Genomic DNA, 15,282 nt, shown 5'->3' with positions numbered 1-15,282 from the left:
AAGCCACTCTGTCAATGTAGGGTACTAATCGTCGATGATGATGAAATTATTTGTGTCACGCTTGAGGCTGTTTTAGAGGAACACTTTAAAGTAGATACATTAACTAATGGACTAGAAATAGATGAATTTTGTCGATTAAGTAAACCTGATCTTATTCTTCTTGATGTAAATTTGCCGCAAATAAATGGCTTAGAAATATGTAAAAAATTAAGACAAAGTGCAGATTATGCGAATATTCCAATTATATTTATAACATCTAGCAGTGATGTTGATTCGCAAAATGCATGCTGGGAAGCGGGGGGGACTGACTTTATTAGCAAACCGGTCATAGCATCAACACTTATTCATCGTACTAAAAACCATTTAGAAAATAAGCTTCGCTTAGAAAAGCTGGCAGAGCTGACATACAAAGATTCTCTTACTGGGCTTTATAATCGCCATTATTTAGAGCAAGAAGTTGTAAACGCACTTAAATTGTCCGATCGTGACAAAACCCCTTTTAGCATATTGATGATAGATATTGACTTTTTCAAGCTCTACAACGATAAGTATGGGCATCTTCAAGGTGATAAATGTATTAAGGAAATTGCGGCAGTATTATTGAGCGTATTGAAACGGCCGCAAGATATGGCTGTGCGCTTTTGTGGAGAAGAATTTCTAGTTGTTTTGCCCGACACTGATTACGCAGGAATGAAACATATTAGCGATCACATAAGGTCGCAACTTTGTGATTTGAATATAACGCACAGTGAATCAGCGTATGAGCAAGTTACATTAAGTATTGGAGGAGTAACTCGTCACCCACCAACAGCAATGACTTTACAGGCAGGGATATCAGCTGCAGATGAGCATTTGTATGAGGCAAAGAGGTCCGGACGTAATGGGTATGTTTTTCATAAAATGGAGTCAGATATGTAGTTATATTTACTAGACTTTTGTTTATTTAGACTACACTTAATCTCATGGAAAATTTATGGGTAAACGATTATGAGCCACTCTTTTAACCGAAGACAGTTTCTTCGTACTGTCAGCGCGGGTGCTGCGGTATCAACTCTTGCTTTTAAAGCCCCTTTTGTATTTGCAAAAAAAATGGTCACACTGCGCGTTATGGGTACCCACGTTACGTTACAAGAAGAGCTTCGCCAACGAGCAATGCAAGAGCTTGGTATTAATATCGAGTTTATTCCTATGGGTAGTGCGGCTGTTTTACAAAAAGCGGCAGCAGATCCAGATTCGTTTGATCTTTATGAGCAATGGTCTGACTCAATTAATATCTTATGGCAAGCGGGGGCTATTCAACCAATAGAAACTGAGCGGCTTGTATATTGGGATGAAGTTAATAACTTAACTAAAACCGGGAAAGTCAACCCAGCAGCCAAACTTGGCGCGGGTGATGCCCCTAATAAAATTCTTTATGTGCAAAGTGATGGCTCTTTGGGAAGTTCGCCCTCTAAGCAAATAAGCTTTATGCCGTATGTGCATAATGTGGATTCATTTGGCTACAACACACGCTTTATTGAACAGGGAAAACCATATCAGAGCGAGTCTTGGGCATGGTTATTAGATGATGAAAACAAAGGCAAGGTTGGTTTGATCAATGCACCAACCATCGGCATATTTGATGCTGCATTGGCTGTGCAAGCAAAAGGATTAATGACATTTAAAGACATTGGCAATATGACCATTGCTGAATTAGATAATTTGTTTGCAATCTTGTTGTCTAAAAAAAGACAAGGCCATTTTTCAGGCTTTTGGACATCTGTACCACAATCAGTCGATTTTATGAAAACAGGCCGAGTTAACATTCAAAGTATGTTTTCGCCGGGCGTCAGTGCGTGTAGGGGCCAAGGGATCCCTGTTGTTTTTGCCTCGCCTAAAGAAGGCTATAGAGCTTGGCATGGTGTTATGTGTTTATCGTCTAATGTATCAGAGGAAGTGAAAGAAGCGGCATATAAATATATGAACTGGTGGTTATCTGGTTACCCAGGCGCATTTATTGCGCGTCAAGGCTATTACATATCAAACCCTGAACGGAGTCAGCCCTTGATGTCGAAACCAGAATGGGATTTTTGGTATGAAGGAAAAGAAGCCACCAGAGATCTTAAAGGAACCGATGGTAAGGTCTCTGTTTTAGCTGGGCAATTTCGCGATGGAGGCAGCTATCAAAAGCGATTTTCAAATGTTGCAGTGTGGAATACTGTGATGCAAAACTACGATTACAGTTTAGACAAATGGTATGAACTGTTGAATGCTTAAGGAGAACTCGTGTTGCATTTAGTTTCACGATCTATTGCTGCTAAGATGGCGTTTGCATTTGCACTGGTTTTTATCGTGTTGAGCATAAGCTATGTTGTAATGGACAGGCGCTTAAATACAATTCAAAGCTCAATGAATGGGATTACTAATATAAGTAATCATGCCATAAGTATATTACGAATCAATAAAGATATTGTTGAAATGCAGCGAGATATTTCTGTGTATGGTTCATCTGGCAGTAGTGCTGTATTTGCTAAAATAGAACAAAGTTTTCAAAGCATTCAACAACGCTTAAAAATCATCGAAGTGAATGACTATGGGCCGAGCGAGCAGCTATATATTGATAGCCTGTCTGAGCTGGTGGTGAGGTACGGTAATAATTTAAATGTTTTAGTGAAACGTTATAACCAAAAAACGTCGTTAATGTCTGTGCAGTTACCACGTATTTACCTTGATGCGATTGTTGATTTAGAAAAACTAGGGGAACAGACTACAAATACAAAAGCTAAGATCGTCATATTAAATAGGATAAACACTTGGCATGCTTTACACCATAACGCACAACTTTTTTTAACAAAAAAGGATTACTCAAAACGCCAAAGTGTAATGAGCTCTCTTAAGCAATTAACTGTTTTTGAAATTCCTACTTTGCCAGCTCAAAGTAAACAGCTTGAATCAAACATATTATTAGCAAAAAGTTATCAAAAAACATTTAATAAAAGTGTGCAGGCTAATCGTAATTACTTAAGCCTAGTAAATGTAGTAATGGCAGGGGATGCGATAGAATTTAGTACGTTAGCAGATACACTTAGAGAACAATTGTTGCAACGCTTAAGTCAAATAAAAGAACTGGGTGAAATCACTATCTCTAGAACTGAGCGTGTTTTACAGCTGCTTGGTATTGGTATTGTTTTTTATGTGATTATTTTGACTATGTTCTTTCATTTTCATATTGGTCATGCAATTAAGCGACTTACAAAAAGTTTTCAATGTTTTCTTAATGGCGATTTATCTGAACCTATTGATGATTTATCACGTCGTGATGAGCTAGGTGTATTAGCCCAAGCAGCCAATCGTTTTAGGGTGCTAAGTAAAGACCTCGAAAGTGCAAAACAAGCCGCTGAACATACCTCTAAAGTCAAATCAGAATTTTTGGCAAACATGAGTCATGAAATTAGAACCCCAATGAATGGTATCTTGGGGATGGCTAGACAACTAAGTAAAACAACTTTGACGAATAAACAGGCCAGAATGCTCGAAATCATTCAATCATCTGGTAGCAGTTTACTGGTCATTATTAATGATATTTTAGACTTAAGTAAAATTGATGCAGACAAAATCGTTCTAGAAAATAAGCCAATCAATCTAAATAAATTGTTAGATGAGATGAAGCATTTATTTAGTGATCAAATCATGAGCAAAAATATAAGTTTGTTTGTTGCATCTAACACCGAAACAGAAAATACAATTTTCTTAGGGGATGAAACCCGCATCAAGCAGGTACTTATTAATTTATTAGGCAACGCGGTTAAGTTTACTGAAAGAGGGAGTGTGGCTCTAAATGTGACCGTTCAGTTAGTTGATGAAGGCAAAATTAAATTGCTTTTTGATGTGTCAGATACCGGCATTGGAATAGATAAAGAACACATAGATACTTTATTTGAAGCATTTTCTCAGGCAGATACATCGATTACACGCAGGTTTGGTGGTACTGGTTTAGGCCTAGCCATTACCAGTAAGTTGCTAGGTATCATGCAAGCGCCCTTAAAAGTCGAAAGTGAACTTGGTAAAGGCTCTCGGTTTTATTTCGAATTAAATACGTATGTAGGTGTGGAGCAAGTTGACCCTTTAAATACACCACAGAATGAGGTCATTGGGCAAGAAATAGATTTGTCTCATTTACATGTGCTAGTTGTTGAAGATAATGCAATTAACCAAATCGTTATAGAGGCACTGTTAAATGAGCTTACCATTACTGACATCACACTCGCAGGGGACGGTAAGCAAGCAATTGAGCAGTGTGAGGTATGTGCCTATGATCTTATTTTAATGGACATGCAAATGCCAGTTCTCGATGGACCTCAGGCTACCAAAGAAATAAGAACAATATCAAACTATTATGATACCCCCATTATTGCTTTAACGGCGAATGTATTAGCAAAAGACAAACAGCAGTGCTTTGACGCCGGTATGAACGATTTTTTAGCTAAACCAGTCGACTATGAATGCTTAAAAGCCATGTTATTAAAATGGTGTACTCATTTGAACGACAAAACGTAACGAAGGAATAAATATGGTTGTTTTAGCAAATAGAGAAAGGAGCTTAATAAAATCAAAGCGTTTTTTTCGTTGGGGCACAGGATTATTTGTGACTTTACTTTTAGTTGCAGTGCTGTTGTTTGAATCACAAATAGAGCAAGACGTGATTTCGCAGGTGAATTATGAATTTACAGAAACGAGTCAACGTTTAGAACAAATTGTTAACTCAACAATTTCGAGTGCAAAATCGGATATTCGTTTTCTTCATGCGACACCTCCGATATCTGGCCTGCCTCGGGCTTTTTATAATAAAGGCATTGACCCATATGATGGAACAACATATCAACAATGGAAAGAACGCATAGAAACAATTTTTATCGGCTTTATGGAAAACAATTTAGCAGTAGAGCAGCTTAGAATTATTGAGGTAACAGCACAAGGTAATGAATTAGTGCGTGTTCAGCGCAGAGGGGCAGCAGTGGAAGCCGTACCTGACTTTTCTTTACAACCAAAAGGCGATGCTGCTTACTTTTTGCCAAGTTCACAGCTTGCTGATGGTCAAATATACCTTGCCCCATTGTCGTTAAACCGAGAGTTTGGAGGTGAGCTGACTTTTCCATATAGGCCGCAATTGCGTTTTGTGCTGCCAATCTATAGTGAGCAAGGCAAGCGTTTTGCCTTCTTAATTATGAATTTAAATGCCAGTGCGCTTATCGAAAGCTTAAAGGCAGCGCTGTTTAATAACTCACAGTTAATCATTAGTGACTCAAAAGGGAGCTTTATATATCACCCAATTGAAAGTTATCGTTTTTCGAGGGATTTAGCACCAGATATAACCTGGCAGAATGTATACTCTCAACCGCCAGAGTATTTGAATTTATACCTTTTAAGTGAAAAAGATAACAAGAGTAAGCAATACTATGTAAGGTCAAATAAAGTGCAAACCAGAGCAGGTACAAAATATAATTATATCGACCTTAGTTTACTTGCTTCTAAAAATCACATTAATAGCTTAATAAATCAAAAACGACTTTCAACATACAGCTTCCTGTTGATTATGGTTATTTTTATGTCAATCTTACTTTATGTTTTTTATCGCAATGCGATAAGGAGCCAGATGTTAGCTGATGCGAGGAAAGAGTCATCTGCAATTGTTGATGGATCAATTGATGCCATTATTGGTTTGAATTTATCTGGGCAGTTAACCAGTCTGAATTTTACTGCTGAGCGGTTGTTATCTATTTCTAGAAGTACATCAATAGGTCGAGATAGTTCTGAGGTAGCATTACTAGGTAAGTTGCCGATTGATAATTATATTAAAGATTTAGAAGACAATAAGCCGCAAATTAAAGATGAACGAGCGATCGAAATCTTTGGTAAAGCGTATCATTTTGCTATTGCAGTGAGCCCTGTTTTTACTGAAGATCACCAGCTAAGCGGCCTTGCGTTAATAATAAGAGATATCAGTAGTGAGAAAGAAGCCGAAATTAAAGTTAAGCGGTTAAATTCTGAATTAGAGGACAAAGTAAGAAAAAGAACACATGCACTTGCTAACGCTAAGGACCAAGCTGTTAAAAATAGTGATGTTAAAAGCGCTTTTATATCTAATATAAGCCATGAATTAAAAACATCACTACACGATGTAACTAAAACTTTAAATATTTTGCAGCGTGAAGCTCTATCGGAGAAATCACAAAACTTGTTAACGACTACGGATCAGAGTATTGCAAACCTAAACCTTTTAATACATGACATTTTAGACTTATCAAAGATTGAATCAGGGCAGCTAGAATTTAACTTAGTTGCGTTTAATCCACAAACACTGATAGAGCGACTTGTTGAAACATCCGCGGTTAGTGCCTTTGACAAAGGCCTTGATATTTATTTAGATACCAGAAACTTAAGGTGTAAAAGTGCAATTGCCGATACATTAAGATTGGCACAAATCATAAATAATTTAATAAGTAATGCAATCAAATTTACAACCCAAGGCTTTATAAAAATAAGCGTTAGTTCTGAAGATGTTGAAGGTGAACAAGTAAAATTAACGGTAAGTATAGAAGACTCGGGGATTGGTCTTGACAGACACAGCCTTGCTAGACTTTTAAAGCTTTTTAATCAAGCTGATAACTCAATTGAATCAGGAAACACAGGGGCTGGGATTGGGTTATCTATTTGCAAACAGCTTTGCCAAATGATGGGGGGTGACATAGAGGTTAGTTCAACCTTGAATAAAGGCAGTATATTTAGTTTTCATGTTTACATACAGGGGCAAAGTCAGCACTCTTCTGAAGCTAAAATGGCCTATGCATCTAAAAACACGCTGGTGGTGAATAATAATAAACATTCAAGAGAGTTTATTGGCGAACTGATTGAAGGTGAAGGCGGTCATGCAGAACTTTTGCAATGTGACGAACTTGATCAGGTGAAACGTACTGACTATGAGCTTGTGTTTTTAGATATGCGAGATGATAGCACAAACCAATTAAGCTCGATTATAGAGCAACTCACGCTAAAGATTCCTAATATAAAAATTGCACTATTGTATAAACCAAGTGAACCAATACCTAAAACGATTAAAGCCAAAGTTATCGCAATAAGTAAACCTTTAACATACAGAAACTTACTTAAAGCTGTTGGTTATTCGCAACCGATTGACAAAGAGCCTCATGATGAAACTAGTGCGCCTAACAATGTATCGCAAAAGGTAATACAACAAATAGACGGTTGTAGCATTTTAATCGTCGACGATAATACTATAAATATAGATGTTGCTTGCGGGGCACTTGAAGGATTACCACTAATAATAAATACGGCAGAGAATGGGATTGAAGCTCTTGAAGCGCTTAAAGCAAGCGAGTCAACTGAACACCCAATCAGTTGTATTTTGATAGATTGTGAAATGCCAATACTTGATGGTTATCAAACATGCAACAAGATTCGTTCTGGTCAAGCAGGCGCGTTATTTAAAGATATACCTATTATAGCAATGACGGCTAATGCTACGATTGATGAAAAGGGAAAGTGCTTATCTGCGGGTATGAATGACTATGTAAGTAAGCCTATTAAAACGCAAGTACTACAAGATACACTTATAAAATGGATTCTATCCAATTATGAAAATGATGCGCAATTAAGTTCACAGGCAAAGCCTGAGACTGATGAGTTATGGGATAGAGAAGCGACCCTTGCAAGGCTATTGAATAAAGAAGCTTTGCTGAATAAAATTTGTAATATGTTTATAGTGACAGCACCTGAGAAGTTTTTAGCACTCAAAAAATTAATTAGTGATAAAAATTACGAAGAGGTTCGCCAGTGTGCTCATTCTCTAAAAGGGTTATCTGGTGAGGTAGGGGCGAAAAGCTTAAGACAACATTTTGCAGAGATAGAAATACAGGCTAAAAGCCAGCAATTGAATGTTGAGAAACAGTTAGTGCTTATTGAAGAGCAACTACCAAAATTGATAGCCCAGATGAGTGAATATTTATAACTATAGCAATCCGCAATAATATTTAATCATTTTGTGGGGCTAAACGTGTCGTTACCTGCGTTAAAAAATTCTCATTTAGAACAAATAAATAGCGAATTTTTTGCCTAGCTACCAACACGTTTTCTATCCTCAAAATAGAGCACTTAATTAAGCGAATTGGTCTTATTTTATCAAAGGCGATAGCTCAACCTTTGTTGGGATAGTTTTTACATGTAAGAGAGGGACTTTAAATATGGATGATGAAATTAGGGAACGTATAATCCGCGTTTGTGACAAAAAAATAGCTGCAAAAGGGCAAGATGTTGGCTTGTCTTTTTACGCTTTCTTTGCCAATAAAAACAATGAACCAGAGTTATTAATGCAAGTTGCCACTTGGTGGATTCAAACGCATCAGTTAGATCATTTTGTTAAAGCGCAGAAAATAAAAGATATGATGATTCAGAGGCTATAATCAGTATACATAGATAATAGAGGGGCGATGATTGCTCACAGCCCCTTGTAGTACTGCTCAAACCGCTAAGTATTCATATGGCATTTTTTATATTTTTTACCGCTACCACATGGGCAAAGGTCATTACGGCCAATATTCGTTTCTGCAGTTGGAAATATTTCCCCATCTAAATATTTCCAGACGTTTTCTTCTTTTATAAATCGCGACTTTTCGTGTAGTTTGCAAAATAGATTTTTATAAAAATAGCTCGCACAAAACTCCACCACACCGTTATTTTCGTCGTATTCGGACATCACGATCTCGAGGTTAATAAAACGACAACTAATCGCAAATTCAGCAATTTCATGAAGTGGATTTTCTACCTGCTTTTCATTCGCATAGGTTTGGTAGATATACTCAGCATTTTTAATCGCATAAGCAACATAGCGTGAGCGCATAAGTTGCTCAGGAGTTATTGCGTGAGCTGTACCCAAGTGTAACTTTTCACAGCATTGGGCATAACTCTTTTTACTATTACATAAACACGGAAGGTCTGAGAGTGAGGCCATGTCATTTACCCAGTCTAAAACGGGTAGCTTAACAGTTTATTGAGCCAACGCTAACTCTTCTGCAGGCTCATTGTTTGAAAAGCAATATAGCTTGGCTGAAGCCTGTTCTAAGTTGAGCGATAAATCAGCTAACTGGTTGCCTTTTACAATATCTGTCCAAGTTATCACTGCTGCAAAGTTACCATTATGCAGTGCAGAGTTAAGCACATATTCCAAATTTACTAAATGTTTTTGCCTGATCACAAGAAGTTTAGATGTGTCGATTGAGCATGAATCTAATAATGCTTTACTTGGCACGTGGTCGGGTGCAATTAAGAGTGTCCATGCATTTTGACTATTATAATGATGCAGTACTTTCAATAATTCGAAGGTCGCTGAAATTTCGTCTTCAATCTGGATCACATTGACAGATGAACTGAGGTTATCTTGCTGGTAGCTTTTAACAGTTCTTAAGGTAATTGGCTGTAACATAACGGTCACTCACTGGTTGTTTATACAGTATATGTATACAGTAGTTTATACAGTTGTTGTGTGCAAGCATTATTTGTTATTTTTTGAACGATTATAGATTTTAAATTGTTCTTTTTCACGTCGCGCTGGAATTGTTCCTCACATACTTGGAATAGAATGCTAGGTATAGCAAGGCCTGTAGTGGCGTTGTTGTAACTTTTTTGGGTTTTATTCATAAGGTTTGGAATGTGGTTTTAGGCTTAAACTAATTAAATCACCAAACAGAGATTCCAAATTAAAATTTCATGCTTAATCTTTTTTGATTTAATACTGTATGGATAGCTATTTATTGGTGTACTACATAACCTGAATTCTGGATAATAAATTTATCTCCAGCGGCTACTTTAAGCGCTAACTGCGTTGAATTTACTTGCAATAGGCCAGCTATTGACGCATAAATTCGCCTTGTTACCCCTGAAAGTCTCCGGCTGGAGACTTATAAAAAAATTATTATTTAACATCAGTATATTAGTACATCTCTTAACCAGAGTTCAGGTTACATATTAAAAAAGAGCGCCTCAACAGGCCAAGCTATTTGCCGCTAAATTCATGTTCTAAAGTTTTCACCGATACAGAGGCTTGTTCTGGAATTTATATTTATGACAATGATCTTACTTATAAAAGGGTTCTAAAACCAAGTTAACTGAGTCGTGTTGGGAAATATAAATTTAGGAGTCCTTTATGAATAGCAAAGTTGGCATCTTTTGGTTTGCTGAAAATACATTTGTCTATAAAGCTCAAAATGCTATCGACTTAAAGCGAGATCAACTTGGTTTTATCGATAGCACGTTACAGCATCAGATTGAATGGGAGGAGAATAAGATTTATCAATTGTTTGGTTTAATGCTAGCTAATACTGACTACTACAACTTCCCTAGAGGGCGCGTTGTTTTTAGTGCTAAGCAAAATACCTCTTACGTATATTTAGACAAAGGCGTATTTAAAAAGCATATAGTTAAAGACATAAAAGCTAATTTTAATTTGCCAGATACAAAGGTCAGATTCTTTACTGACCCTCATTATAATTGTTTTAGTAGTATTTAGAACAAGTTATATACTACTAAAAATCATAGCATGTATACGAAGAGTAAAAATGGTTACAAATCTGCGAAACTAATTACTAGGAGGGGCTGGTGATTGACTGTTTATAAAGGCAGGAATATCAAAGTATCACTTTTACTAGATACAACAGGTTTAGCTTTTGAGGTTTGATCTACTACAGGTATCGTTTCACCTGTCTTTTCGTCTCAGGTTTACTGAAATAACAGAAGGTATGATTTTAATTTTCCTCGTTCCAGCCTCTAATGAGAAAGAGCATTTAAATTACCTGTTTGTTAAATTTAATATTATAAATTAATTTAAAACAGAGGCTTATATTTTTATTGGAATTGCTTCGTTCACTGCTTCATATTAGGGAGAAGAGGGGATTAAATGATTAAACTGCTGTTGATGTATTTGTTCATACAGTGTTGCTGCATAACATTTAGCATCTTGAAAACGTTTTGTTGATAAATGTTTTCTTAAATCAGCTAAAGCGGTTGTTGCTGGTTCATAGCCTTGACTACTTGCAAGGCTCAGCCATACAGCGCCATGAAATATGCTTTGAGGCACGCCTTGGCCTTTTATGAAGAACAATCCTAAATAAAATTGCGCACGTTGATTACTAGCCATAGCGGCCAGTCTCATCCACTTTGCTGCAAGCGGTGGTTGATCATTTTTTAAATAGTACAGTGCTTTTGTGACTACATTGTCAGGCGTTTCAGTGTTGCCTTCATTGTGTTCTGTTTTACTCGGTTGAGTAATAAACGCCAATACATTGTCTAATTGTTGCTCAAGGTCAAGCCCACTTGGAGATGTATCTGTCATAATACCACGCATGTTATTGTTTTCATTCACTGCCTAAGTTTAGTCTAATCAAAGGTAATTTGTCCTGTTATTCCATAAATCTATGGTAAAATTACACAATTATTCACTCGTTTTAATGAAAAAAACTTATGCTTGACGCTATTTTTAAAATCAAAGCGCACAATTCATCCATTCGCCGCGAATGTATTGCCGGTTTAACGACCTTTATCACTATGGTTTACATTGTTTTTGTGAACCCCGCTATGCTTGCTGAGGCAGGAATGGATCAAGGCGCGGCGTTTGTTGCTACTTGTATCGCCGCAGCGATAGGTTGTTTTATTATGGGTTTTTGGGCTAATTACCCGCTAGCATTGGCACCAGGAATGGGATTGAATGCATTTTTTACCTATGGAGTTGTGTTAGGTATGGGGTATACATGGCAAGCTGCGCTAGGTGCGGTGTTTATGTCGGGGTGTATCTTTTTATTATTGAGTTTGTTTAAGGTCAGAGAGTGGATTATTAATGCGATTCCGCTGGTACTTAAACAAGCGATTGCAACAGGGATTGGTGCATTTTTAGCGCTTATTGCTCTAAAAAATGCAGGTATTATTGTTGCAAGTCCGGCGACATTTGTTCAGTTAGGTGATATCACCGAAGCAGGGCCTTTACTCGCGATTTTCAGTTTTTTCATTATAGCAGCGCTGCTTTTTAGAGATTTTAAAAGTGGTGTGTTGATTAGCATTTTAGCCGTTACTTTAATTGCGCTTGGCTTTGGTTTAGTTGAGTATCAAGGTGTTGTATCGATGCCACCTTCTATTGTTCCTACTTTTATGCAATTAGACTTTGCAGCAGCGCTTGAGCTATCGATGTTGAGCGTGATATTTGCATTTTTGTTTGTTGATTTATTCGATACCTCAGGGACGTTAGTTGCAGTGACTCAAAAAGCTGGACTCGCAGACGAAAAAGGCAATATGCCACGTCTTGGTCGTGCCTTGAGTGCTGATAGTACGGCAACGATAGCAGGATCTATGTTAGGTACATCAACAACAACGTCTTATATTGAATCTGTGGCAGGAGTGTCTGTAGGAGGGCGTACAGGTCTCACTGCAGTTGTCGTTGGTATCTGTTTCTTATTGATGATGTTTTTTGCTCCACTGGCTCAAATGGTCCCCGCTTATGCAACTGCAGGCGCTATTTTGTATGTAGCAGTATTGATGTTACAAAATCTTAAGCTTGTGAACTGGGATGATATGACAGATGCTATACCAGTTAGTGTGGTTTTATTGATGACGCCGCTTACTTTTTCAATTGCTCATGGTATTGCACTAGGTTTTATTTCTTATACTGCGGTGAAAGTATTATGCGGTAAACGTGATGAAGTAAGTGTAAGTGTGTGGATTTTAACGATGATGTTTGTAATTAAGTTTGCGTTTTTATCGTAACCTGTAAACAAAGAAAAAGTGGATTACCACTTTTTCTTTGGTGCAAATAAAACATCTAAATCGTCTTGCTCTTCCTCTGTTTTCTTCTTCAGAGCTGTTGCATTAGAAGCTTTAAGTTCAGTACTTATGGCTTCTAAATACCCCTCAAGTTCTTGCCTTTTACTATTGACATAATCATCGCTGTAAGGAACCGCTGAGATAGTCGCGTATGCTTTTTCAAAGTATTGCCTAGCTGAACCAACCATATTAGCTGAACGGGCAGATAAACCGCGTTTAATTTGACTCTCTATGTTTATTTTTAATTGTAGCTTCTCCATTCGTTTATCTTCAGCAACAAATGTTTGGCTATCCACTTTACCTTTACCGTGTTCAGAGCGTAAAAGGGCTCTTAACTTTTTTATCCCTTGAATAAGTGCAATGAGTTGCTTGTCGTTATCAGGCAATGCCAGGTTTTCAGATTCATTTGAGTCAACTTGATTGGACATTCGCGTTTTTGACTCATTCAAACGATTTTTAAGCTCTTTTGAAGAGGGAGATAATTGCACCATTTCTGTAAGCGCATCATAAATACGGCGTTGAATTACGCGCAGGACCCCTTCAGACATAGGGATGTTGGCACTGTTAAGAAGTACATCTTCAGATTCTTCTATGATCTTTTTTTGTTTTGTGAGCTCTTTGCGACGCTCTGTTTCTTGTTTCTCTTTATGTTGTTGTACAGCACTCACCCATAAGGCAATGACGATTAGTGCAACTATCAACACAATAATAATAGAAACGATCATGGTTCAGGTCTCTGGTTTCAAAGCTAATAATTTTTATCTTACCTTAATTATATGCTAAGGGGGTAGTTTTGCGCGGGATATCTAGAAGAAAAAGTGTTTTCTCATTATCTATATACCCAAGCCACCTCAAGATGCGAGTTTTCAGTTGCAATTAAAAGCGGTTTAGGCAAGGCATTGATTGCAAGTAATAGTGGTTCTATTGTTAAAATCACTAACGCAGTATAAATCGCTTTTAACAACCCACTGGGCGTTTCACAGGGACTTACTCTCATTGTTGTTCCCTCTTAAAAGGGATGGCCATTGTTGCAAAGTAACGCCTTGATATTAAGCCCCTGTGAAACGCTGAATTCTGCATCTTGAGGTAGTTTGGGTATAACTACAATATAGATTTGATCAAGAGTTGGCTCTTATCTAATCAAAAGATGGCTACCTCATAGCGGGCGTTTGTGCTAGCCTAGTGTGATAAACATTATAAATAATCTGCAGTTTAGCCTGTTAATTTCAACTTTTAAGAAAAAACACTTGGCTTGGCATGCATCTACATTTATAAATAAGCAGTATAACTACACTAAAAATGCAGCCATGAAACTACAACAACTCAGATACATCGTCGAAGTCCAAAACCATAAACTGAATGTGTCAGCGACAGCTGAAAGCTTATTCACTTCTCAACCTGGTATTTCTAAGCAAGTTCGCATGCTAGAAGATGAGCTGGGAGTACAAATATTTGGCCGAAGCGGTAAGCACTTAACGCACGTTACCAGTGCAGGTAATGAAATCATTAATATCTCCCGCGAAATCCTTTCTAAAGTAGAAGGTATTAAAGCGGTTGCGAATGAACATACGCTTCCTGACCAAGGTAAATTGAATATTGCAACAACACACACCCAAGCTCGTTATGCGTTGCCCAGTGTTATTCAAGGTTTTATGAAAAAGTACCCTGCGGTTTCATTACATATGCACCAAGGTACGCCGCAACAGATTTCAGATGCAGCAGCCCGTGGCGATGCTGACTTTGCTATCGCAACCGAAGCGCTTCACTTGTATTCTGATTTAGTGATGTTGCCTTGTTATCACTGGAATCGCAGTATTGTGGTTGCGAAAGATCATCCGCTTGCACAAAAAGCAAATTCGTTGACTGTTGCTGATATTGCACAATTTCCGTTGATTACTTATGTTTTTGGTTTTACAGGCCGATCTGAACTTGATAAAGCGTTTAACGCTCAAGGGTTAGAGCCGCATATTGTATTTACCGCAACAGATGCTGATGTAATTAAAACCTATGTTCGTTTAGGGCTTGGTGTTGGAGTTGTTGCCTCAATGGCCATAGACGAAATTACTGATACAGATTTAGTCTGTATTGATGCTAGTCATTTATTTGAAGCAAGCACTACTAAAATAGGCTTTAGAAAAGGCAGTTTCTTACGTAGTTATATGTATGACTTTATTGAGCGTTTTGCCCCGCATTTAACAAAAGAGCGAGTAGAGCGAGCGAGTTTGTTACGCAATCAAGAAGATGTAGATAAACTATTTGCAGATATTGAGTTACCAGTTAAGTAACGTCTTTATGTCCCGTCCTGAAATAGGTTGACGGTTTTAATGAGAGACTTGGTGCGAAAGCACCAGGTCTTTTTTATGCACTTGATTTGGTGTTTTCATTCCCAAACTCAAATGCGGTCGTATTTCATTGTATATGAAT

Annotated in this window: 13 protein-coding genes; 8 read left to right on the top strand and 5 right to left on the bottom strand. The window is 37.5% G+C overall.

What is annotated here, in order from left to right:
- Positions 1–27 precede the first annotated feature (27 nt).
- The 5 genes from ACHUE3_RS13960 to ACHUE3_RS13940 all read left to right on the top strand — a co-directional run bounded on the left by ACHUE3_RS13960 (position 28) and on the right by ACHUE3_RS13940 (position 8,456).
- On the top strand, positions 28–918 hold the full coding sequence (locus ACHUE3_RS13960; protein ID WP_394193161.1) for a GGDEF domain-containing response regulator: 891 nt from the start codon (positions 28–30) through the stop codon (positions 916–918).
- Positions 919–987: 69 nt separating this feature from the next.
- Complete coding sequence (locus tag ACHUE3_RS13955) at positions 988–2,256, top strand: ABC transporter substrate-binding protein (protein ID WP_394193003.1); 1,269 nt, start codon at positions 988–990, stop codon at positions 2,254–2,256.
- Between the two features lie 9 nt (positions 2,257–2,265).
- Positions 2,266–4,536, top strand: a complete 2,271-nt coding sequence (locus tag ACHUE3_RS13950) for a response regulator (RefSeq protein WP_394193002.1) — start codon at positions 2,266–2,268, stop codon at positions 4,534–4,536.
- Between the two features lie 88 nt (positions 4,537–4,624).
- Positions 4,625–8,005, top strand: coding sequence for an ATP-binding protein (locus tag ACHUE3_RS13945; protein ID WP_394193001.1), 3,381 nt, complete (start codon positions 4,625–4,627; stop codon positions 8,003–8,005).
- Positions 8,006–8,237: 232 nt separating this feature from the next.
- Positions 8,238–8,456: a DUF6500 family protein gene (locus tag ACHUE3_RS13940; RefSeq protein ID WP_394193000.1), complete on the top strand. Its 219-nt coding sequence runs from the start codon at positions 8,238–8,240 to the stop codon at positions 8,454–8,456.
- Between the two features lie 65 nt (positions 8,457–8,521).
- Here ACHUE3_RS13940 and ACHUE3_RS13935 read toward each other — a convergent pair whose 3' ends face one another.
- Together ACHUE3_RS13935 and ACHUE3_RS13930 are read right to left on the bottom strand one after the other, a co-directional pair.
- Positions 8,522–9,004, bottom strand: a complete 483-nt coding sequence (locus tag ACHUE3_RS13935) for a YchJ family protein (RefSeq protein ID WP_394192999.1) — start codon at positions 9,002–9,004, stop codon at positions 8,522–8,524.
- A 36-nt stretch (positions 9,005–9,040) separates the two neighbouring features.
- A complete protein-coding gene (locus ACHUE3_RS13930) occupies positions 9,041–9,475 on the bottom strand; it encodes a SulA-like leucine-rich domain-containing protein (RefSeq protein ID WP_394192998.1) in 435 nt (144 codons plus the stop codon).
- 720 nt (positions 9,476–10,195) lie between these two features.
- Here ACHUE3_RS13930 and ACHUE3_RS13925 point away from each other — a divergent pair.
- Positions 10,196–10,558 (top strand): hypothetical protein, encoded by a 363-nt coding sequence (locus ACHUE3_RS13925; RefSeq protein ID WP_394192997.1) that lies wholly within the window; start codon positions 10,196–10,198, stop codon positions 10,556–10,558.
- Positions 10,559–10,924: 366 nt separating this feature from the next.
- Here the strand turns inward: ACHUE3_RS13925 and ACHUE3_RS13920 are convergent, their stop codons facing one another.
- Positions 10,925–11,380 (bottom strand): tetratricopeptide repeat protein, encoded by a 456-nt coding sequence (locus ACHUE3_RS13920; protein ID WP_394192996.1) that lies wholly within the window; start codon positions 11,378–11,380, stop codon positions 10,925–10,927.
- Positions 11,381–11,508: 128 nt separating this feature from the next.
- Here ACHUE3_RS13920 and ACHUE3_RS13915 point away from each other — a divergent pair, with 128 nt between their 5' ends.
- On the top strand, positions 11,509–12,801 hold the full coding sequence (locus ACHUE3_RS13915; protein ID WP_394192995.1) for an NCS2 family permease: 1,293 nt from the start codon (positions 11,509–11,511) through the stop codon (positions 12,799–12,801).
- A 23-nt stretch (positions 12,802–12,824) separates the two neighbouring features.
- Here ACHUE3_RS13915 and ACHUE3_RS13910 read toward each other — a convergent pair whose 3' ends face one another.
- Complete coding sequence (locus ACHUE3_RS13910) at positions 12,825–13,583, bottom strand: hypothetical protein (RefSeq protein WP_394192994.1); 759 nt, start codon at positions 13,581–13,583, stop codon at positions 12,825–12,827.
- Positions 13,584–13,687: 104 nt separating this feature from the next.
- The gene (locus tag ACHUE3_RS13905; RefSeq protein WP_394192993.1) at positions 13,688–13,855 is read right to left on the bottom strand and encodes a hypothetical protein; all 168 of its coding nucleotides are present in this window, start codon (positions 13,853–13,855) and stop codon (positions 13,688–13,690) included.
- A 310-nt stretch (positions 13,856–14,165) separates the two neighbouring features.
- Here ACHUE3_RS13905 and cysB point away from each other — a divergent pair, with 310 nt between their 5' ends.
- A complete protein-coding gene (gene cysB / locus ACHUE3_RS13900) occupies positions 14,166–15,143 on the top strand; it encodes an HTH-type transcriptional regulator CysB (RefSeq protein ID WP_099295918.1) in 978 nt (325 codons plus the stop codon).
- The last annotated feature ends 139 nt before the right edge of the window (positions 15,144–15,282 follow it).

Source organism: Pseudoalteromonas atlantica, assembly GCF_043641955.1.
GTDB lineage: Bacteria > Pseudomonadota > Gammaproteobacteria > Enterobacterales > Alteromonadaceae > Pseudoalteromonas > Pseudoalteromonas atlantica_A.
The sequence above is the reverse complement of the archived record's forward strand: the minus strand, read 5'-3'. Positions and strand labels throughout refer to the sequence as shown.